19 protein-coding genes are annotated in these 19,851 nt (G+C 29.8%); 9 read left to right on the top strand and 10 right to left on the bottom strand.

The annotated features are described in order from the left end of the window. Positions 1 to 110: 110 nt before the first annotated feature. Positions 111 to 1,370 carry a beta-ketoacyl-ACP synthase II gene (locus tag CRU95_RS07175; RefSeq protein ID WP_129100467.1) on the top strand — a complete coding sequence of 420 codons (1,260 nt, stop codon included), beginning with the start codon at positions 111 to 113 and terminating at the stop codon, positions 1,368 to 1,370. 40 nt (positions 1,371 to 1,410) lie between these two features. Beyond that, a complete protein-coding gene (accA, locus tag CRU95_RS07170) occupies positions 1,411 to 2,349 on the top strand; it encodes an acetyl-CoA carboxylase carboxyl transferase subunit alpha (protein ID WP_129100466.1) in 939 nt (312 codons plus the stop codon). 22 nt (positions 2,350 to 2,371) lie between these two features. On the opposite strand, the gene CRU95_RS07165 is transcribed toward accA, so the two are convergent. Further along, on the bottom strand, positions 2,372 to 2,716 hold the full coding sequence (locus CRU95_RS07165) for a histidine triad nucleotide-binding protein (RefSeq protein WP_129100465.1): 345 nt from the start codon (positions 2,714 to 2,716) through the stop codon (positions 2,372 to 2,374). Between the two features lie 102 nt (positions 2,717 to 2,818). Between CRU95_RS07165 and pheS the strand changes: the two genes are divergently transcribed. The 7 genes from pheS (at position 2,819) to efp (ending at position 12,272) form a co-directional block, all read left to right on the top strand. Then, on the top strand, positions 2,819 to 3,811 hold the full coding sequence (gene pheS, locus CRU95_RS07160; RefSeq protein ID WP_129100464.1) for a phenylalanine--tRNA ligase subunit alpha: 993 nt from the start codon (positions 2,819 to 2,821) through the stop codon (positions 3,809 to 3,811). Next, positions 3,808 to 6,126, top strand: coding sequence for a phenylalanine--tRNA ligase subunit beta (gene pheT, locus CRU95_RS07155; RefSeq protein ID WP_129100463.1), 2,319 nt, complete (start codon positions 3,808 to 3,810; stop codon positions 6,124 to 6,126). The genes pheS and pheT overlap by 4 nt, the downstream gene beginning before the upstream one ends. Further along, entirely contained in the window at positions 6,127 to 7,407 is a 1,281-nt protein-coding gene (gene aroA, locus CRU95_RS07150) for a 3-phosphoshikimate 1-carboxyvinyltransferase (protein WP_129100462.1), read from the top strand. A 118-nt stretch (positions 7,408 to 7,525) separates the two neighbouring features. Beyond that, entirely contained in the window at positions 7,526 to 8,359 is an 834-nt protein-coding gene (locus CRU95_RS07145; protein WP_129100461.1) for a 4-hydroxy-3-methylbut-2-enyl diphosphate reductase, read from the top strand. A gap of 83 nt (positions 8,360 to 8,442) precedes the next feature. After that, on the top strand, positions 8,443 to 10,095 hold the full coding sequence (locus CRU95_RS07140; RefSeq protein ID WP_129100460.1) for a 30S ribosomal protein S1: 1,653 nt from the start codon (positions 8,443 to 8,445) through the stop codon (positions 10,093 to 10,095). 17 nt (positions 10,096 to 10,112) lie between these two features. Beyond that, positions 10,113 to 11,696: a phosphoglycerate dehydrogenase gene (gene serA, locus CRU95_RS07135; protein WP_129100459.1), complete on the top strand. Its 1,584-nt coding sequence runs from the start codon at positions 10,113 to 10,115 to the stop codon at positions 11,694 to 11,696. A 12-nt stretch (positions 11,697 to 11,708) separates the two neighbouring features. Then, on the top strand, positions 11,709 to 12,272 hold the full coding sequence (gene efp / locus CRU95_RS07130) for an elongation factor P (RefSeq protein ID WP_258238656.1): 564 nt from the start codon (positions 11,709 to 11,711) through the stop codon (positions 12,270 to 12,272). 140 nt (positions 12,273 to 12,412) lie between these two features. Here the strand turns inward: efp and CRU95_RS07125 are convergent, their stop codons facing one another. From CRU95_RS07125 to CRU95_RS07085, 9 genes are all read right to left on the bottom strand, one after another. Then, complete coding sequence (locus tag CRU95_RS07125) at positions 12,413 to 12,928, bottom strand: hypothetical protein (protein ID WP_129100458.1); 516 nt, start codon at positions 12,926 to 12,928, stop codon at positions 12,413 to 12,415. A 187-nt stretch (positions 12,929 to 13,115) separates the two neighbouring features. Next, positions 13,116 to 14,120, bottom strand: coding sequence for a bifunctional diaminohydroxyphosphoribosylaminopyrimidine deaminase/5-amino-6-(5-phosphoribosylamino)uracil reductase RibD (gene ribD / locus CRU95_RS07120; RefSeq protein ID WP_129100457.1), 1,005 nt, complete (start codon positions 14,118 to 14,120; stop codon positions 13,116 to 13,118). Further along, positions 14,120 to 14,746 carry a LysE family translocator gene (locus tag CRU95_RS07115; RefSeq protein ID WP_129100456.1) on the bottom strand — a complete coding sequence of 209 codons (627 nt, stop codon included), beginning with the start codon at positions 14,744 to 14,746 and terminating at the stop codon, positions 14,120 to 14,122. Before CRU95_RS07115 ends, ribD begins: the two co-directional genes overlap by 1 nt. A gap of 15 nt (positions 14,747 to 14,761) precedes the next feature. Then, positions 14,762 to 15,190 (bottom strand): ribosome maturation factor RimP, encoded by a 429-nt coding sequence (rimP, locus tag CRU95_RS07110; RefSeq protein ID WP_129100455.1) that lies wholly within the window; start codon positions 15,188 to 15,190, stop codon positions 14,762 to 14,764. Then, positions 15,190 to 15,546, bottom strand: coding sequence for a 30S ribosome-binding factor RbfA (gene rbfA / locus CRU95_RS07105; RefSeq protein ID WP_129100454.1), 357 nt, complete (start codon positions 15,544 to 15,546; stop codon positions 15,190 to 15,192). The genes rimP and rbfA overlap by 1 nt, the downstream gene beginning before the upstream one ends. Position 15,547: 1 nt before the next feature. Next, a complete protein-coding gene (infB, locus tag CRU95_RS07100; protein ID WP_129100453.1) occupies positions 15,548 to 18,211 on the bottom strand; it encodes a translation initiation factor IF-2 in 2,664 nt (887 codons plus the stop codon). Next, positions 18,201 to 18,467 carry a DUF448 domain-containing protein gene (locus tag CRU95_RS07095; protein WP_129100452.1) on the bottom strand — a complete coding sequence of 89 codons (267 nt, stop codon included), beginning with the start codon at positions 18,465 to 18,467 and terminating at the stop codon, positions 18,201 to 18,203. Before CRU95_RS07095 ends, infB begins: the two co-directional genes overlap by 11 nt. A 34-nt stretch (positions 18,468 to 18,501) precedes the next feature. Next, a complete protein-coding gene (gene thrB / locus CRU95_RS07090) occupies positions 18,502 to 19,383 on the bottom strand; it encodes a homoserine kinase (protein WP_129100451.1) in 882 nt (293 codons plus the stop codon). A gap of 11 nt (positions 19,384 to 19,394) precedes the next feature. After that, complete coding sequence (locus CRU95_RS07085; protein WP_129100450.1) at positions 19,395 to 19,847, bottom strand: hypothetical protein; 453 nt, start codon at positions 19,845 to 19,847, stop codon at positions 19,395 to 19,397. Between the last annotated feature and the right edge of the window lie 4 nt (positions 19,848 to 19,851).

The following is a 19,851-nucleotide window of genomic DNA, read 5'->3' as shown; positions in this document are numbered from 1 at the left end:
TGACTCAAATAAAGAGTTACTTTTAACTCTTTATTTAAATTTTTGAATTTTTAGAAGAAAATTGAACAATTTAAATAATTAAATTATAATCACAAATGGAGCTTAAATAGATGAAAAGAGTTGTAATAACTGGTCTAGGTACTATAAATTCTTTAGGACATAATGTAAATGAATCATTCGATGCAGTAGTTGCAGGTAAATGTGGAATTAGAGATATTACTCTTTTTGATTCAACTGAATATTCAGTAAAGTTTGCAGGAGAAGTAAAAGATTTTGACCCAACAACAGTTATGGATAAAAAAGAAGTAAAAAAAGCTGATAGATTTATCCAATTAGGTATTAAAGCTGCAAAAGAAGCTATGATTGACTCTGGTTTTGCAAGTGAAGATAATAATAAAGTGAATGATGAACTTGCTCCAAGATTTGGAGTAATTTCTGCTTCTGGAATTGGTGGATTATCAACAATTGAAAAAAATTCTGTAGTTTGTGATACAAAAGGACCTAGAAGAATATCTCCATTTTTTATTCCTTCATCATTAGTAAATATGCTGGGTGGATTTATTTCTATTGAACATGGTTTAAAAGGACCTAATTTATCTCATGTAACTGCTTGTTCTGCTTCAACTCATGCTTTATCAGATGCTGTTAAAACTATTGCTTTAGGTGGTGCTGATAATATTTTAGTAGTTGGTGCTGAAGCTGCAATTTGTGGTGCAGGGATTGGTGGATTTGCTGCAATGAAAGCGCTATCTACTAGAAATGATGACCCTCAAACAGCATCAAGACCTTTTGATAAAGAAAGAGATGGTTTCGTTATGGGTGAAGGTGCTGGTGCTTTAGTTGTAGAAACTTTAGATTCTGCACTTGCAAGAGGTGCTAAAATTTATGCAGAGATAATTGCATTTGGAGAAAGTGCTGATGCAAATCATATCACTGCTCCTGTAATGGATGGTCCATTAAGAGCTATGAGAGCTGCATTTGAAATGGTAAAATCAAACACAGGTGAATATCCAAAAATTGATTATATAAATACGCATGGTACTTCTACTCCTGTAGGAGATGCAAATGAAACTAAAGCAATAAAAGAATTATTTGGTGGAAAAGAAAATTGTCCTCCTGTAACTTCAACAAAAGGTCAAATTGGACATTGTTTAGGAGCTGCTGGAGCAATTGAAGCAATCTTTACAATTAAATCATTAAATGAAGGTATCATTCCTCCAACAATTAATATGATTAATCCTGATGAAGAATGTGACTTGGATTATGTACCAAATGTTGCAAGAAAAATAGAATTAAATACGGTTATGAGTAATAACTTTGGTTTTGGTGGAACAAACGGTTCAATCATATTTAAAAAATTTACAAAATAATTTATATTAAAAGATTAAATCTTTTTAATAAAGGAATAAATTGTCAACTTATTTAACATTTGAAGAAAAAATAAAAGCTATTGAAGAAGATATACTAGTAGCAAAATCAAAGTCAGATGAACATGCAGTTGAAATATTAGATAAAAAGCTAGAAAAAGAAGTTGAAAAAACTTTTAAGAATTTAACTGATTATCAAAAACTTCAATTAGCACGTCATCCAGATAGACCTTATGCCTTAGATTATATTAGAGGTCTTTTAACTGATGCTTATGAAATTCATGGTGATAGGCACTTCAATGATGATAATGCGATAATTTGTTACTTAGGTAAAATTGGTGATGAAAAAGTAGTAGTAATAGGTGAACAAAAAGGTAGAGGTACTAAAAATAAACTAAAAAGAAATTTTGGAATGCCAAGTCCTGAAGGCTACAGAAAAGCACTAAGAGCTGCAAAAATAGCTGAAAAATTTAATTTACCAATTCTTATGTTAGTAGACACTCCGGGTGCATATCCGGGTATTGGAGCAGAAGAGCGAAATCAATCAGAGGCTATTGCTAGAAACTTATATGAATTTTCTGATTTAAATACTATTACAATTTCTGTTGTAATTGGTGAAGGTGGTTCAGGAGGAGCACTAGCTATTTCTGTTGCTGATAAATTAGCAATGATGAGATATTCAGTTTATGCTGTTATTTCTCCTGAAGGTTGTGCTGCAATTCTATGGAATGACCCTGCACAAGCTGAAACTGCTGCAAATTCTTTAAAAATTACTGCTGAATCTTTAAAAAGTCTTGATTTAATTGATGATGTAATAAATGAACCATTAATTGGTGCACATAGGTCAAAAGATGAAGCTATAAAAGCTCTAGCAGATTATTTTTTAACATCAGTAAAAGAGTTAAGAGATATGTCCCAAGAACAAAGATATGAAAAAAGATACCAAAAACTTATGTCATTAGGTAGTTACTCTCAAAAATAATAAAAAGAGGAAAACCTCTTTTTTATTGTTTGGTTTTTTCCCCAACTAAACTTCCCACATATTCTCCACCTAAAATATGAAAATGCAAGTGATGTACAACTTGTCCACCTTGATCTCCAATATTTGTAATAAGTCTATATCCATCATCTCTTAGATTTAATTTTGAAGCAACTTTTTGAATAAATTCAGTCATTCCTGCCATTATTTTTGGAGGTACAACATCAAATGAAGTATAATGTTCTTTTGGTATAACTAAGGCATGAACTTTACAAGCTGGATTTATATCTTCAAAGGCTAAAAATCTTTCATCTTCTAATATAGTTTTATTTGGAATTTCCCCATTCACAATTTTACAAAAAATGCACATATCCCGTTCCTTTTAATAGTATTAATTTTTATTATAACCAAACTCTAATAAAAACTTAAGTACAATAATCACCTTTTATATAAATGAAAACAGGGGAAATAAGTGAAAGAGTGGATCGAAAAAATAGAATCTGCTGATTCTATAGAAACCTTAGAAAATCTAAGAATTGAGATACTTGGTAAAAAAGGTTTTTTAACTAAAGAATTTGCAAGATTAAAAGATATTCCAAATGAAGAGAAAAAAGCATTTGCACAAAATCTAAATACAAAAAAAATTGAAGCAACAAGTGCCTTAGAGTCAAAAAAAGAAATTTTAGAAAAAATTGAATTAAATAAAAAACTTGAAGAAGAAAAAATTGATGTATCAAGATTTAATAACAAATTAACTTGTGGTGCTGTTCACCCAGTTGTTGATACTATGGATAAAATTATCTCTTATTTTCAAAATTTAAATTTTGCAGTTGAAGAAGGACCTTTAGTAGAAGATGACTTCCATAACTTTGAAGCTTTAAATCTTCCAAAATATCACCCTGCAAGAGATATGCAAGATACTTTTTACAATAAAGATTATACACTTTTAAGAACGCACACTTCTCCTGTGCAAATTAGAACTATGTTAGCGCAAAAGCCTCCTATTAGGATGATAGCACCAGGAACAGTATTTAGAAGAGATTTCGACCTTACTCACACACCTATGTTCCATCAAATAGAAGGATTAGTAGTAGATAGTTCTGATAAAATCTCATTTTCAAACTTAAAACATGTACTTGAAGAGTTTTTAAAACATATGTTTGGAAATGTTGAAGTTAGATTTAGACCTTCTTTCTTCCCATTTACAGAACCATCAGCTGAAGTTGATATTTCATGTGTATTTTGTAAAGGTGATGGTTGTCGTGTTTGTTCGCATACAGGATGGCTTGAAGTTTTAGGATGTGGAATCGTTGATCAAAATGTATTTAAAGCAGTTGGATATGAAAACATGTCTGGTTATGCCTTTGGATTGGGTGTTGAGCGATTTGCAATGCTAATTCATAATATTGGAGATTTAAGATCTCTATTTGAAAGTGATTTAAGATTATTAGGACAGTTCAAATGATAGTTACAAAAAGATGGTTAGAAGATTTTATAGACATCTCTAAAATAGATATAAATGATATTTGCAAAAAATTAAACTCTATTGGTTTAGAAGTTGATTCATTAGAAAAAGTTAGAATACCTTCAGGTGTTGTAATTGGATATGTGGAATCAAAAGAAAAACATCCAGACGCTGATAAACTATCAGTTTGTCAAGTAAACATAGGTAGTGAAGTTACACAAATCGTTTGTGGAGCTAAAAATGTAGCAGCTGGTCAATATGTACCTGTTGCTACTGTTGGATGTGTTCTTGGAGCTGATTTTAAAATAAAAAAAGCAAAACTAAGAGGTCTTGAATCAAATGGTATGATTTGTTCTTCTACTGAAATTGGTCTACCTAAATTAAATGATGGAATACTAGAACTTGATGATTCTATTGGTGAGTTAGTTATTGGAAAAGAACTAAATGAATATAGACTTATCAATGACGATGTCATCGAAATAGAATTAACAGCTAATAGGGGTGATTGTTTAAGTATTCATGGAGTTGCAAGAGAATTAAGTGTTTGTTATGGTGTAACTTTATGTGAACAAGAAAAAAACTTAGAATATAATGATATTGGTATTGGGCAACTTCTTGAAATAGAAAGTGATAGTTCTATCTCATCATCTTTAATTTATAAAGCTGGAGATTTTACAGAATTAAAAGTTCCCTTATTATATAAATTAAGAGTTGCAACTATAGATTTATACAAAGATTGTGACATAGAAAATATTTTATCTTATGCGACACATGCAACTGGCGTAACGATGCACGCTTATGCAAAAGCTGATTGTGATACTTTAAATGATTTATCTGTTCTTCATATTAAAAAATCTAAAGATGGATTTGATGAAGTTTATGGAAAAGAAAAATTAAGCACAATTAGTATAAAAAATGAGATTATAAATAAAGATGATGTAACTTATATATTGGAAGCATCTTATAATAATCCTGAGGAATTATCAAAAAATGTATTTGATAAAAAGATAAAAACAGGAGAAGTTTATTATAAAACTTCAAGGGGAAGTGAGCCAAATATTGAATCAGGAATGGAGTATTTTACTACTTTAATTTCAAAATTTGGTGCAAAACTTTATAGAGGATATGAAGTATTTACAGAAGATAAAGAAAGATTATCTATAGATGTAAGTATTAAAAGAGTTAGTTCAATTGTTGGAAAAACTTTTACAAAAGTTAAAATTGAAAAAATATTAAGTGGTTTAGGATTTATTGTTAAAGATGGTGGGTCAGGTGTATTATCTGTTCAAGTTCCACTGTTTAGACATGATATTAAAAATATTGCTGATATAACTGAAGAAATTGTGAGAATAGTAGGTATTGATAATATTGAATCAACTCCTTTACAAATTGAAGAAGTAAATAGATTAAATGAAGCATCAAATAAAATTACTAAGAAAAATAAAGTAAGAACAAAAGCCATAGAAAATGGTTTTTTTGAAACACTAACTTATGTTTTCACAAATAAAGAGACTCTTGAAAAATATAATCTTGAAACTGTAAATGAAAAACTAGATATTTTAAATCCAATAGTAAATGAGCTAAATACATTTAGAACTACAATGTTGACAAATCTTATTGAAGCTTGTTCAAATAATTTTAAACAAGGATTCAAAAAAGTTGCTTTCTTTGAAATTGGAACAGTATTTGATAACCAAAGAATAGAATCACAAAAAATTTCATTTATCTTTAGTGGTGATAGCGAGTATGAATCATTTACAAATAATGGAAAACCAGCAAACATAGAGTTTTTTGGATTCTCAAAAAAAGTTGCTAATACTATTGGTAAATTTGATTTAGAGCCAATGAATGAAATCAATAATTTATTAGTTCATCCATATCAAAATGCACATATCATAGTTGATAATAAAAAAATTGGATTTATTTCAAAACTTCATCCAAATGTTGCAAAAGATTATGACTTACCTAATACTTTTATTGCTGAAATTGATTTTGACAAAATTGCAAATAATTTAATAAAAGCAAATGAATATTCTAAGTTTCAAGCTTCAAAAAGAGATTTAAGCTTAATCGTACCTAAAGATATTCCCTATTCTAAAATAAGAAATGTAATTAATAGTATTGAAGATGGTACAATCCAACAATTTAATTTAGTAGATACATATAGTGATGAAAAATTAGGTAATAAAGAGAGTTTAACAATAAGATTTGTTTTACAAAGCTTTGATAAAACACTTGAAGAAGATGATATCAATGCTACTATAAACTCTATTTTAGAAAAATTGAATTTGGCATTAGGAATAGGAATAAGATAAATGCAAAGCTTTAATATAGATGCTTTAACAAAACCATTTAATATTGTTATTGACAATATTGCAAGTGATAAATCAATCTCACATAGATGTGCTATGTTTTCACTTTTGAGTAATGAAACATCACATATCAAGAATTTTTTAACAGCAGAAGATACTCTAAATACGCTTTCAATTGTAGAGCAATTAGGTGCAGAGGTTAAAAGAGATGGTTCAACAGTTACAATTACTCCAAAAGGTACATTAAGTGAACCAGCTAATGTACTTGATTGTGGGAATTCGGGAACTGCGATGAGACTTTTTTGTGGTTTTTTAGCATCTATTGATGGAGCATTTACCCTTGTAGGAGATAAATATCTTCACTCAAGACCAATGAAAAGAGTTGCTGATCCACTTAGAAGCATTGGAGCTAAAATTGATGGTAGAGAAGATGGTAATAAAGCACCACTTTTTATAAGAGGCGTAAAAGAGTTAAAGGCATTTACTTATCACTCACCTGTTGATTCAGCACAAGTAAAATCAGCAATGATTTTAGCAGCTTTAAGAGCAAATGGAGTATCTAAATATAAAGAAAATGAACTAACACGAGATCATACGGAAAGAATGTTAAAAGGAATGGGCGCAAAGTTAGAAAATGATAGTGATGGTTTTATACATATTCATCCTTTAACTTCAGCCTTAAAACCTTTAAATATAACCGTTCCAACAGATCCAAGTTCTGCATTTTTCTTCGCAGTTGCAGCTGCTATTACTCCAAATGCAAAAGTAACAATTAAAAATGTGACATTAAACCCTACAAGAACAGAAGCCTATGTAGTATTAAAAAGAATGGGTGCAGATGTTGAATTTATCGAAAAAGAGAATGTCTATGAACCTATGGGAGATATTGTAGTATCTGCAAATAAGTTAAATGGGGTAGATGTTAGCGAAAATATTTCATGGCTTATTGATGAGCTTCCAGCATTAAGTATTGCTATGAGTTTGGCAAATGGAAAATCAAAAGTATCAAATGCAAAAGAACTAAGAGTAAAAGAGAGTGATAGAATAAGCTCAGTTGTAAATAATCTAAAACTTTGTGGAGTAAATTACACAGAATTTGAAGATGGTTATGAAATAATTGGTGGAAAGTTAAAAAAAGCAACAATAAATTCTCATGGTGACCATAGAATTGCAATGAGCTTTGCAATAGCAGGATTAAATTCAAGTATGGAGATTCAAGATGTTGATTGTATATTGACATCATTCCCAAACTTCAAAGAAATATTAGACACACTAAAAGCCTAAAAGGACAACAAGTTATTCTCTTTAGGATTTACTTTTTTAGAGCTAGCTTTGTTATCTTGATAAAAGAAATTATAAAAAAATGTCCCTCAAAAGATAGGGACATTTTTAAGGACAATTTATGAAAGTAAAATTAGCATCATCTTATGGATTTTGTTTTGGAGTAAAAAGAGCAATTAAAATTGCAGAAGAGTATAAAAACTCTGCAACTATGGGACCTCTTATTCATAATACAAATGAAATAGATAGACTTAAAAATGATTATAATGTAGGATTATATACCTCATTAGATGAAGTAAAAGATAACGATACAATAATTATTAGAACACATGGTATTCCAAAATTTGATTTAAAAAATCTAAAAGCAAAAGATGCAAAAGTTATCAATGCAACTTGCCCATTTGTTACAACTCCTCAACAAATAGTAAAAAAGATGTCAGCAGAAGAGTATTCAATTGTTATTTTTGGTGATAAAGACCATCCAGAAGTTTTAGGTGTACAATCTTATGCAAAAGATCAAGATGATGTATTTGTAATACTAGAACCAGAAGATTTAAAAAAAATAAAATTTAAATACTCAAAAATTGCAACAATTGCACAAACAACAAAAAAGAAAGAAAAATATCTTGAAATAGTAAATACCCTAATTCCAAAAAATAAGGAAGTAAGAGTATTTAATACAATTTGTGATGCAACATTTGAAAATCAAGATGCTGCAAGAGAATTATCAAAAGAAGTAGATATTATGATTGTAATTGGTGGGAAAAACTCTTCAAATACAAAACAGTTACTAAACATCTCAAAAGAAAATTGTATAGATAGTTATCTTTTAGAAGATGAAAGAGAACTAGACCCTCAATGGTTCAAAGATAAAAAACTTTGTGGCATAACAGCGGGTGCTTCAACGCCTGATTGGGTTATTCAAAAAGTTGTAAACCAAGTAGAAGCATACTAACTAATTTTTAAAATTAATTTGTTTAAGCCAATCTTCGATATAATCACTGCATTTTATAAATAATGGTTATACGAAGGAAAAATATGGGTATCGAAGATATTGAAATTGGTGAAGACTTTGACTTTGAGCAAATGCTTAATGAGTCTTTCGAAAATGCAGAGAACAACTCTGTAGTTGATGGTGTTATTGTTGAAATTTCTGGTGAAAACGTTTCTGTTGATGTTGGTCAAAAAGTTGAAGGAAGACTACATATCTCTGAAATTACTATTGGTGGTGAAGTTAAATATAAAGTAGGTGATACAATCCCTGTTATATTAACTGGTATTAGAGGTGAAAAACCTTCTATCTCTCACAAAAAAGTTTTACAAAAAGAAAAATTTGATGCTTTTGTAAAAGAACATACTGAAGATTTAGAAGATGTTACTATTGAAGGTAAAATTATCTCTATTAAACCTAGAGGTGGATTTATAATTGAAGATGACAATGGTTGTGAGTATTTTATGCCAATGGCTCAATCATACTTAAAAGCTCAAGGTGCACTTGGTAAAAAAGTTAAAGCGAAAGTTTTAAAAATCAATGAAGCACAAAACTCAATCATAGTTTCAAGAAAAAAACTTATTGAAGAATCTAAAATAGAAAAAGATGCAAAAGTTGCACAATTTTTAGAAAATGATGGTCTAATCAATGGAACAATCAAAAAAATCACATCTTATGGAATGTTTGTAGATTTAGGTGGAATTGATGGTTTAGTAAACTACAATGAAATCTCTTACAAAGGTCCTGTTAATCCATCTAATTATTATGCTGAAGGTGATGAAGTTACTGTTAAAGTTTTATCTTATGACAAAACTAAACAACACTTATCATTATCAGTTAAAGCTGCACTTTCTAACCCTTGGGAAGAGATTAGAGACGAATTAGATGTAGGTGATACTATTACTGTTACTATTTCTAACTTTGAATCTTATGGTGCCTTTGTTGATTTAGGAAATGATATTGAAGGTTTATTACATATCTCTGAAATTTCATGGAATAAAAATCTTAAAAATCCAAAAGATTTATTAACATTGGGTGATGAAGTTAATGTTGAAGTTATTGAACTAGATGTTGATAAAAAAAGATTAAGAGTATCTTTAAAAAATCTTCAAGAAAAACCTTTTGCAAAATTTACAAAAGAGCATAAAGTTGGAGACATCGTTACTGGTAAAGTAGCAACTTTAACTGAATTTGGAGCATTTGTTACTCTAGGTGATGTTGATGGATTATTACACAACGAAGAAGCTTCTTGGGAAGGTAATGCAAAATGTAAAAACCTTTATAAAAAAGGTGACGAGCTTGAAGTTAAAATTATCAAAATTGATAGAGAAAAAGAAAACATTTCATTATCAATCAAAGACATTACAGACTCTCCAGCTAAAAACTTCCAATCAACTCATAAAATTGGTGATATAGTTAAAGGAACAATCAAAGATCTTAAAGATTTCGGATTATTCATTAAACTTGAAGACAATTTAGACGGACTAGTTAGAAATGAAGATTTTGCACCTACTACTGCTGAAAATATCGAAATTGGAAAAGAAATTGAAGCTGTTGTTGTAAATATTGATACTAATAGAAATAGAGTTAGATTATCAATCAAAAGATTAGAACAACAACAAGAAAGAGAAATCTTAAAATCTGTAAACGATGATTCGTCTATGACTTTAGGTGATTTATTAAAAGACCAAATGAAATAATTCAAGGATTTAGAAGAATGAGTAAACATACAATTGTAGTTTGTGATCATATCCATGAAAATGGACTAAATATACTTAAAGCTGCTGAAGACATTAATTATGTTTTTGCAGCAGACATTGATAAAACTGCATTATTAGATGTAATTAAAGATGCTGACATCGCAATTACAAGATCTTCAACTGATGTTGATGAGAAATTCTTAAATGCAGCAGTAAACTTAAAAGCTATTATAAGAGCTGGTGTTGGTTATGATAATGTAGATATGGAAGGTTGTAGCAAAAGAGGTATTATTGCTATGAATGTTCCAACTGCAAATACTATAGCAGCAGTTGAACTTACAATGACACATATGCTTTCTTGTATGAGAAAGTTTCCATATGCTCACAATCAATTGAAAAATGAAAGAGTATGGAAAAGAGAAGATTGGTATGGTAATGAACTATTTGGGAAAAAACTAGGTGTTATTGGTTTTGGAAACATAGGACATAGAGTTGCACTTAGAGCAAAATCATTTGAGATGGATGTAGTTACATATGACCCATATATCCCTTCAACAAAAGCGACTGATTTAGGTATTAAGTATACTACAAACTTTGATGATATTTTATCTTGCGACATTATTACTATACATACACCAAAAAATCAAGAAACAATCGATATGATTGGAGAAGATGAAATTGCAAAGATGAAAGATGGAGTAATTCTAATCAACTGCGCAAGAGGTGGATTATATAATGAAGAAGCATTATTTAACAACCTAAAATCAGGTAAAATTGCAATGGCAGGAATTGATGTTTTCAAAAAAGAGCCAGCAATAAATAATCCATTATTAGATTTACCAAATATAACTGTAACTGCCCACTTAGGTGCAAATACAAGAGAATCACAAAAAGAAATAGCAGTTCAAGCTGCAAGAAATGCAATTGAGTCAGCAAGAGGTATTTCGTACCCAAATGCTCTAAATCTTCCAATAGATGAAAGCAAAATTCCTTCTTTTGTTAAACCATATATTGAATTAACTCAAAAAATTGCATTCTTAAGTGCCCAAACTGATAAAACTGCTATTAGATCAATAACTGTTAGTGGACAAGGTGAAATCAAAGAGTACTTAGATTCACTTTTAACTTTTGCTACTGTTGGTGCTTTAAAAGTCGCTGGTGGTGATGAAGTTAATTATGTAAATGCAAAATTTTGGGCTGAAGAAAAAGGCATCAAAGTTGACACTTGTGAAATCATAAATGGCAGTGGCTATAGCAATAAAGTAACTGTAAAAATTACTACTGAAAAAGGTGTTAATACTATTTCAGGAACTGTATTTGATGAAGATGTTCAAAGAATAGTAGAAGTTAATGGCTTCGTATTTGATATTGCTCCAAAAGGTAATATGATATTTTTAAGAAATTCTGATATCCCAGGAGTAATTGGAACAGTTGGAAAAACTTTAGGTGATAATAATATCAATATCGCTGACTTTAGATTATCTCGTGGAAAAGACTCTGCATTGGCTGTTATTTTAGTTGATTCATTTGTTTCTCACGATGTTTTAAAACAATTAGAAAACTTAGAAGCTGCAATTTCAGTTTCTTATGTAGAAATATAATAAGGGGTAACTTTGGCAAATATAGGAATGAGTGAATTAAAAAAGGGAATGAAAATCCAACTTGATGGAATCCCTTACAAAATTACTGAATATCAACATGTAAAACCTGGAAAAGGTGCAGCATTTGTAAGATGTAAAATTAAGTCTTTTCTAAATGGAAAAGTTATTGAAAAAACTTTCCACGCTGGTGATAAATGTGAAACTCCTGACTTACAACAAAAAACTATGCAGTTTTTATATGATGATGGTGAGTTGTTACAATTTATGGATAACAATACTTATGAACAAATTGGTTTAACTTATGATCAAGTTGGGGAAGCATTTGATTGGATTATTGATGGTATGAGTTGTGATATGATGTTCTTCAATGGAAGTGCAATCACAGTTGAACCACCTATGACAGTTGAACTTAAAATCGTAGAAACTCCACCTAACTTTAAAGGTGATTCTCAAGGTGGTAAAAAACCTGCAACTCTTGAATCAGGTGCAGTTGTACAAATACCATTTCACTTAGTAGAAGGTGACATTATTAAATGTGACACTAGAATCGGTGAGTACATAGAAAAAGTAAAATAAAAAGGCAAAGCTTTATCGTGGAAATACTGCGATATAGCTTTCTTTTCTTCGGTCACTGACAGTTGTCAGCTTCCTCCTCAAATAAAACTCTATCTTGATTTCGACGATAAATCTTAACCTTTTAAAATTAAAATTTTATTTTAATATTTACCTAGCCAAACTTTATGAGTTTGTGTATTTTTCAATAAACCTTGATTAAAAAGTCCTTTTAATGTACCAATACGAGTATGCCCTTCTACTAAATGATATTTTCTATTAGAATTTATTATGTTACCTAGAATTAAAATAGGTGGTTTTATCCATGTATAATTTTTTTGCCAATGTTTTACAACTTCTTTTCTAATATCAATTGAATTAAAATTATTTATCTTACATTTTTTTGCTCTATTCTCTACTATGTCAACCCAATCAATAAAACCACTATATATACTTAAATTTGATAGTTCATTTATAGTTAAGTCAACCTCTATCCATTTAATATTTAGAATTTCTAAAGTAGAATACTGTAACTGAAATTCACTTTTTCTACCATGGTCATAAAAAAATTGTATAAATACATCTTCTGGAATATTAGGTAAAAGTTTTTTCAAAAAATTATAATCTGGCCTACCACCTACATCTTCAAAGGGTATATTCATAATATCTGAGAATTTCATTTATTTACTATTTCTTTATTAAGTTTGTACATCAAATTATAAACTCCCTACCTAAATATACCTATGCAAAAAAGTCATATTTTGGATTAGTTCAAGGCGAAGGTTTAAATTTATGAGGGAGCATACTAAAGTATGTGACCGATTAAATTTAAAGATTTAACGCAGAAATCATCCAAAAGATGGCTTTTTACTTTCTTTTTAAAAAAACTATTTTTTCTTCACCTATATAATTCTCGTGAACTATTTCGAAGTCCATGTCTATTTCATTTAGAGCATTGATTCCATTTCTGATTTTTGGGCTAACTAAAAGTATCATATAGTCAATTCTTTCTTTTAGGATATTCATTAAGTTGTAAATCCCTTCTACCATTATGAACTTGTAATCTAATAGTTTAAATAAGTCATCGCTTATTATTACTTCTCTATTTGGTACTTTAAATAGTGGGATATTATTATCGAAGATTTTATTTTTACTATAGATCATTACATTTGGGGCATTCCCAGCTATATATCTTGCGTCTAGAGTTGGTTTGTCTGTTCTTACTGTATTTCCACCTATTAGCATTAGGTCTATTTTATCTCTTAGAGTGTGTACATACAATTGAGTCATGGTAGATGATACTTTTCCATCTATACAGCCATTTAGGGTTTGTGCCATTTTATAAAATATAAATGTCCCGCTGCTCCACTTTATAAAAGGATATAGAAGGTCATAGGCTTCTTTTTTCATACAATCTAGACTTATATCTATATTTACACTTTCTAGAGTTTGTATGCCCCCTGAGGCTTGTTTATTTGTATCTTCATGGGCTATGATTACTCTTTTTGGTTTTAACTCTTTTAATAGATTTGCACAAGAGGGAGTTTTCCCTATGTGATTACATGGTTCTAGGGTTACATAAATTTCACAATCATTGAAAAAGTTATTATGATTTTTTAATAAGTAATCATGTATTTCATGGGAAGTTTTTTTTAGTTTTAAATCATCTTTTGGGTATTTTTTTAAATATGCTGCTTTTAATGCATTTACTTCAGCGTGTGGCATTCCTGCTTCTTTGTGAGCTTCTATAGCTAAAATCTCACCATTTTTTACAACTACACAACCAACTGCTGGATTTGGGTAAGTTAGAAGTTGATATTTCCATGCTTCATCAATAGCAAGCTTCATATAAAACTTATCATCTATTTTCATTATGTTTGCCTGTTAAATAATAAAAAGCTTCCAGCCGCAATCATAATTGAACCAGCTGTATAGTTTAACCTTTTTAATGCTTTTTTAGATTTTAAAACTTGTTTTGCTTGGGCTGCTAAAATTGATATAAACATTAACCCAATCATCAATGCAAAAAGTGTTAAAGTAGAAGCTAGAAAAATGTCATAACCACTTAGGGATTTTATATCTAAAAATGTTGGTAAAAAAGCTATATAAAATAGTATAACTTTTGGATTAGAAGCTGAGATTAAAAAGCCTTGCATAAAACCTAAGAAAAAATCTTTTTTAGCTGCTTTATCTTTTGAAACAGTTTCAATTTTAATAGGTGTGGTAAACATCTTATAACCCAAATAAAATAGATAAAGTGCTCCAGCTATTCTTATAAATTCAAACAATAAAGCATAATTTTGTGCGATTGTTGCTAATCCTAGGCATGCGAAGATTAAGTAAATAATATCACTTATAGACATACCAAAAGCTAGGGGAATACATTGTTTAGTGCCAAGAGTCATTCCTCTTGCCAAAAGAGCAAAAACTCCAGGTCCTGGAGTAATGCTAAAAATAAATATTGCTAAGAAAAAAGTTAATGAGCTTTCAAAACTCATACATATTTCCTTATATTACCATTCAAAATAAGTTGAAGCTGAAGATATTTTATCATAGGTAATAGTTTCTTCACCCTCTAGAGTTTTCACTTTTATTTCATTTTCATCGGCAAAAACCAATTCACCTTTTAATACATTTTTATCAAAATCTTTTACTTTAACTTTTTCACCAACTGAAGAGATATAATGGGCTGTTCTTTTTAGTCTTCTCTCAATTCCAGGAGAACTTACTTCTAAGTTATATTTTCCATACATTGGCTCATTTGTATCTAAAATAGGTGAAATTAATCTTGAAATTTCGGCACATTTATCAAGTGAAACACCATCTTTAGATGTTATATAAATTCTAAATATGTCTCTATCATTTTCTTTAGTAGTCAAAATATCATATAATTCAACTCCACAACCTTTTACAGTCATTTCAATTGATTCTTCTAAAGTCATTAGTCCTCTTTTGTATCTTTTTTTATTTTTTCAAATAAAGACTCTATTTTTAAGTCTTTTTCTAGTTTGTCATCAGCTTGAAATTTAAAGTTTGGACATTTGTACCAACCTGTTGCATTTAAACAATAAGTTTTAATATGTCCATTTGCTTTACTTAATAAATTATTTAGTATTTGATGTTCTTTTTTATCATAATCACTTCCATCATAATAAACTATAGCATCATATTTACCATTTCTACAATTTACTTCAGTAATTCCCAATGATTTAATTCTACTATCATTTAAAGTAGCAAGAGCCTCAGGAATTAATTCCATAAGTAGAGACTCTGTTCTTTGTAAGTTTACACTTTTCATATTATAAATCTATGTTGATTTTTTCTTCAATTTGAATAAATGTTTCGATAAAATCTCCAACTTTTATATCATTGAATTTCTCAAACATAATACCACATTCAAATCCATTAACAACTTCTTTTGCATCATCTTTGAATCTTTTAAGTGATGAGATTTTACCTGTATATGTAACAACACCATCTCTAATAATTCTTGCATGTCCACCTTTGATAACTTTACCATCAGTTACTAAACATCCAGCAACAGTTCCAACTTTTGGTACAACAAATGTATCTTTAACTTCTGCTTGACCAGTATTTTCTTCTCTAATTACTGCACTCATCATACCAGATAATGTAGCTTTGATATCATCAATTAAGTCATAAATAATACTGTAAGTATTGATTGTGATTCCATCAGCTTTAGCTTTTTGTTTAATAGAACCAGTAGGTCTTACATTAAACCCTAAGATAATACAACCTTCACTAGCTCCTGCTAAAACCACATCAGACTCAGTGATTCCACCAACTGCTGCATGTAAAATTTTAACTTTTACTTCATCATTTTGGATTTTTTCTAATGAACCTTTAATTGCTTCTAAAGAACCACCAACATCAGTTTTAATAATCACTGGAAGTTGTTTGATTTTTCCTTCTGCAATTAATCCACTCATCTCTTCTAAAGATACTTTAGTTGATTTAGATAACTCTTTTGCTCTTGCATGTTCAGCTCTAGTAGTAGCAATATCTCTAGCTTCTTTTTCACTATCTTGAACAACCATAACTGAACCAGATGTAGGAATATCATTTAATCCTAATACATTACCAGTTTCTGAAAGTCCTAATTCTTTTACAGGTTGTCCCATATCATTAGTTATAGCTTTCACTCTACCATATGTAGTATCACTAACAATATTATCACCAACTCTTAGCGTACCACTTTGCACGATTACAGTTGCAACTGGACCTCTACCTTTTTCAAGTGTAGCTTCCACAACTGTAGCTTTTGCTTTTGAACTAGGATCTGCTTTTAATTCTAACATTTCTGCTTGAATTAAAATATTTTCAAGTAAATCATCAATACCTTCACCAGTATGAGCTGAAACACCGATAAACTCAATGTCTCCACCCCAATCAACAGGAAGCATCTCTTTTTCTGCCATTTGTGATTTAACCATATCAGGATTTGCAGTTTCTTTATCCATTTTATTCATTGCAACAATGATTGGACAACCACTAGCTTTTGCATGTGCGATTACTTCTTCAGTTTGTGGTTTAACACCATCATCAGCTGCAACAACTATGATAATAACATCAGTTACACTTGCACCTCTTGATCTCATTTCACTAAAAGCAGCATGTCCTGGAGTATCCACGAAAGTGATCTTTTTACCATTTTGTTCAACTGTATAAGCAGAAATATGTTGAGTAATTCCACCAGCTTCACCTTTTGCAACTTTTGCGCTTCTAATTTTATCTAATAATGAAGTTTTACCATGGTCAACATGTCCCATTATTGTTACAACTGGTGGCCTAGTTACGAAATTAGATTTATCAATTTCTTCATCGAAATCTTCTACATAATTAACATCTTCTAAAGCATCTTTTACAGTTACTTCAATACCAAACTCTTCACCAAGAATTTCTAATTCATCTTGTTTTAAGAAGTCATTTTTTGTAACCATCATTCCTAAAGAAAATAGTACTGTAATTACTTCTGAAGCACTTTTCCCACAAGCTTCTGCAAACTCATAAACCCTAACATCTTCAGGTATTGTGATTTCAGTTACTTCTGCTGCTTCAACTTCTCTTTTAATTCTTTTCTTTCTTCTACCTCTTTTTAAACCTTGAGGTCTATTTCCAAAGGCAGCAGGTTTTGAACTTCTAGTTTGTTTATCATTATTATTTTTTGCTGGTTTATGTGGATCATCAAATAGTTTTGATGTATCAGTTAATCCCATATCAAGTAAAACAACTTCTTCACCTAATAATGAATCATCAGACTCTTTAAACTCTTGTTTTGATATTTCTAATACTTTTCCATGCTCATGAGCTCGTGGTGGTGCTTTTTTCTTTTGAACTTTAGCTTTTGCTTTTGCCGCTTCTGATTGATTTTCTTGATTATTATTTCCACCTAGAATTTCACTAAGAGATTTCATAGGTTTTTTTACTTGAGAAGAATCAGCTGAAGAGAAAGTTGGTTCTTCTTTTTTTTCTATTTTTGGTTCTTCAGGTTTTTTCTTTTTAACAATTTTTAAACCTCTTCTTTTAGGTACAACTTTTTTAACAGATAAAGTATCAGTAACTTCTTGAGTATCATCAGTTTTTTTAGGGCTAGTATCTTCAGTTTTTTTAGGTTTTTCAATTACTGGCTTAATTTCTTCTTTTGGTTCTTCAACCTTAGTTTCTTTAACAGTAAGTTCTTCTTTTGGCTTAGTTTCTTCGCTTACCACAGGTTCTTCTTTGACTATTTTAGGTTCAGCCTTCTTAACTACTTTTTTCTTTTGTGGAAGTTTTTTACTTTTTCCAGTCATTATATAGTTTACTATCTCTTCTGCATCCTCAACAGTTGTTTGACTTTGAGGTGATTTAAGTTCAATTCCTAAATCTTTTGCTTTATTTATGACATGGTTGCTGCTAGCCCCAGCTTCTTCTGCAATTTCATATACTCTTACGTTATCTGACATGCGTTATTATCTCCTTAAGTTGTACCAAGTACTCGTCTTTTTTTTTACACTGTTTAAAAAGTGCTTTTTCAATTTTTTTTGTTTCTTCGTCTAAAAGAGTTTTCTCTTGACACTCTTTACAAATATAGAAACTCCTACCTATTCCATCAAAACTGATAAGTTTGTAATCCTTACATTGAAGTCTCACTAGGTTTTCTTTACTTAGTTTACTACGACAAACTATACAAGTTCTTATAGGTTTTTCTAATTTAGGCAATGATTATATCCAAAATTTATTAAATTTCCAATTTTTATGCTTCAACTTTAATTCCATAGTTATCAAAACCAGAAATAAAAACTTTAAAATGTGGAAATTTTGCTCTTAATTCTTTCTCAATTTTCTTTGCATCTTCAAAATAACAAATAGAAAAAAGTGTAGAACCAGAACCAGATAAAGTGCTCATTAAAGCACCACTATTTAAAGAGCATTTTTGAACCTCAAAAAGCTCTGGCATTTGTCTCATTCTATAACTTTGATGAAATTTATCTTGAGAAGCTATTTTTAACATTTCCCAATTTTCACTCATAAAAGCAGCTGTTAATAATGAAGAGTGAGATAGATTAAATATAGCATCTTCTTTAGAATATTTATATGGTAAAGTTTTTCTTGAAAGTTGTGTAGAAATTGGTCTATTAGGAACAACAACTACCGCACTTAAACTTTTAGGAATAGATTTATTTATAAATTTTACTTCATTATCTTCAACTGATGAGACTGTAAACCCACCCATAACGGCTGGCGTAATATTATCTGGATGAGACTCATAAGCAAGCGCTAAATTAAGTAATTTTTCTTTTGGCAATTCCATCTCTTCTATAGCATATGCTGATGCAATTGCACTAACAATTACAGCAGACGAACTTCCTAAACCTCTTGATAGTGGAATTTGATTTTCAAATTCAAATCTAAAAGATCTCTTTTTTTGTGATAAATTATTATAAAAATCATTAAAAATAGCAATAAACATATTGTTATCTTTTAGTATAGGATTATTTGAACCCTCACCTTTTAAAGATACACTATGAAATTTTGCTGGTCTTATTGTTACTTGATTTTTTATTTTTAAAGCTAATCCTAGGGTATCAAAACCTGGCCCTAGATTTGCACTCGTAGCTGGCACACTAATTCTCAATTATATTCCTTTTATACTGCTGGTAAATTGTAAATTGGCAAAGTATTAGATGAAAATTTTGTTTTATCTAAACTTTTTGGTAATTTAAAATCCGAAATTATACTCTTTTCTTCTAAAAAATCTATAATTATTTCACCATTTTTATTAAAAAAGTACTTTTTACCCAAAGCTTTTATTGGTGAATTCTCATTAAACAAAAATCCACTAGTTGCATTTAACTCTATTTTTTTAGCAATACAAACAGTTTTTAAAAATACATAAGCAACTTTTATTGCCATATAAGAACCTGGTGTATTTACATAAGTTATAGATTTTATATCATACTCTTGTAATAATTTTTCAAAAATTATAGGTAAAATATCAGATGTTTTTCCTTCTTCTTCAATCTCTTTAATTAAAACCTGATTCTCATAAATCCCAATTTTTATTGGTGTTGATATTGAAATAACTACTATATCTATCAAATAA

The organism is Arcobacter sp. F2176, assembly GCF_004116465.1.
Taxonomy (GTDB): Bacteria; Campylobacterota; Campylobacteria; order Campylobacterales; family Arcobacteraceae; genus Arcobacter; species Arcobacter siniprincipis.
This window is presented reverse-complemented; position numbering and strand designations above follow the sequence as displayed.

Excerpts from the sequence above, each read along its gene's own strand:
- rimP (WP_129100455.1), bottom strand. The coding sequence starts at position 15,190 with ATGACTTTAGAAGAATCAATTGAAATGACTGTAAAAGGTTGTGGAGTT.
- CRU95_RS07175 (WP_129100467.1), top strand. The coding sequence starts at position 111 with ATGAAAAGAGTTGTAATAACTGGTCTAGGTACTATAAATTCTTTAGGA.
- CRU95_RS07115 (WP_129100456.1), bottom strand. The coding sequence starts at position 14,746 with ATGAGTTTTGAAAGCTCATTAACTTTTTTCTTAGCAATATTTATTTTT.
- CRU95_RS07125 (WP_129100458.1), bottom strand. The coding sequence starts at position 12,928 with ATGAAATTCTCAGATATTATGAATATACCCTTTGAAGATGTAGGTGGT.
- CRU95_RS07145 (WP_129100461.1), top strand. The coding sequence starts at position 7,526 with ATGAAAGTAAAATTAGCATCATCTTATGGATTTTGTTTTGGAGTAAAA.
- aroA (WP_129100462.1), top strand. The coding sequence starts at position 6,127 with ATGCAAAGCTTTAATATAGATGCTTTAACAAAACCATTTAATATTGTT.
- serA (WP_129100459.1), top strand. The coding sequence starts at position 10,113 with ATGAGTAAACATACAATTGTAGTTTGTGATCATATCCATGAAAATGGA.
- rbfA (WP_129100454.1), bottom strand. The coding sequence starts at position 15,546 with ATGAAAAGTGTAAACTTACAAAGAACAGAGTCTCTACTTATGGAATTA.
- ribD (WP_129100457.1), bottom strand. The coding sequence starts at position 14,120 with ATGAAAATAGATGATAAGTTTTATATGAAGCTTGCTATTGATGAAGCA.
- CRU95_RS07165 (WP_129100465.1), bottom strand. The coding sequence starts at position 2,716 with ATGTGCATTTTTTGTAAAATTGTGAATGGGGAAATTCCAAATAAAACT.
- CRU95_RS07140 (WP_129100460.1), top strand. The coding sequence starts at position 8,443 with ATGGGTATCGAAGATATTGAAATTGGTGAAGACTTTGACTTTGAGCAA.
- infB (WP_129100453.1), bottom strand. The coding sequence starts at position 18,211 with ATGTCAGATAACGTAAGAGTATATGAAATTGCAGAAGAAGCTGGGGCT.
- pheT (WP_129100463.1), top strand. The coding sequence starts at position 3,808 with ATGATAGTTACAAAAAGATGGTTAGAAGATTTTATAGACATCTCTAAA.